Origin of the sequence: Phaeodactylibacter luteus (assembly GCF_007993045.1) — a bacterium.
GTDB lineage: Bacteria > Bacteroidota > Bacteroidia > Chitinophagales > Saprospiraceae > Phaeodactylibacter > Phaeodactylibacter luteus.
Map to the genome: position 1 here is coordinate 1 of NZ_VOOR01000165.1, position 781 is coordinate 781.

Here is a 781-nt window from a genome sequence, read left to right on the forward strand (position 1 = left end):
CCTGGACGGATACGGACAGTTCATCTACGAGATCACTGGCCCACAGGTGACTGGCAGCAACGGCAACGTAGCGGTCATCCCTGAGCAGAACTTCACAGGCTTTACTGGCGACTTCCTGCCTGTACTGTCTCCAAACGTAGGCGGCAACGCACTGACTGTAGCCCTGAACGGCTCTTCTTCTATCCAGTTTACTCAGACAGCGGATCCAGGTATTGGACGTCAAGAGGTATCAGCAACCATTGCGATTACACAGTCAGGTACTGCTACCTACGACTGGTCACATAGCAGCAATGAGTTCACCGGTAGCTCCTTCGATATCTTCTTGTATTCTGTAAATGGTGACCGCACCAACCTGTCTTTGGGCACCAGCGGTGCTACAGAGTCTGGCACAGAAACGATTGACCTGCAAGCTGGAGATATCTTGGCATGGGTAATGAGCGTAGATGCTGTGGCACCTAATATTTCTTCTGCTACTATCAGCAACTTCTCATATGTAGTACCTGAGCAGATCATCGGCGACGACGACATCTACGGCGGTTTCGAAAACTGCTGGGGCTACATCACTGGCGAAGACAAGACCGACCCGATCATCTCTTGCCCAGCTAACGATCCTGCAGACTTCCTGTGCAGCGCGTTTGACGTACTGTACGGCGGCGACGCAGGCAACGTAGCACAAGAGACCGCGTTCATCGAAGGCACTTACATCTTCACAGGCGCGCCATCAGCAGTGGACAATTGCGATACTGACCTGGACTTCACTGCTACCGACAGCTTCACAGAA

General features: G+C 52.5%; 1 protein-coding gene. It reads left to right on the top strand.

The annotated features are described in order from the left end of the window. Positions 1-781: hypothetical protein (locus FRY97_RS22585; protein WP_170254853.1), on the top strand; the 781-nt coding region annotated here is incomplete at both ends.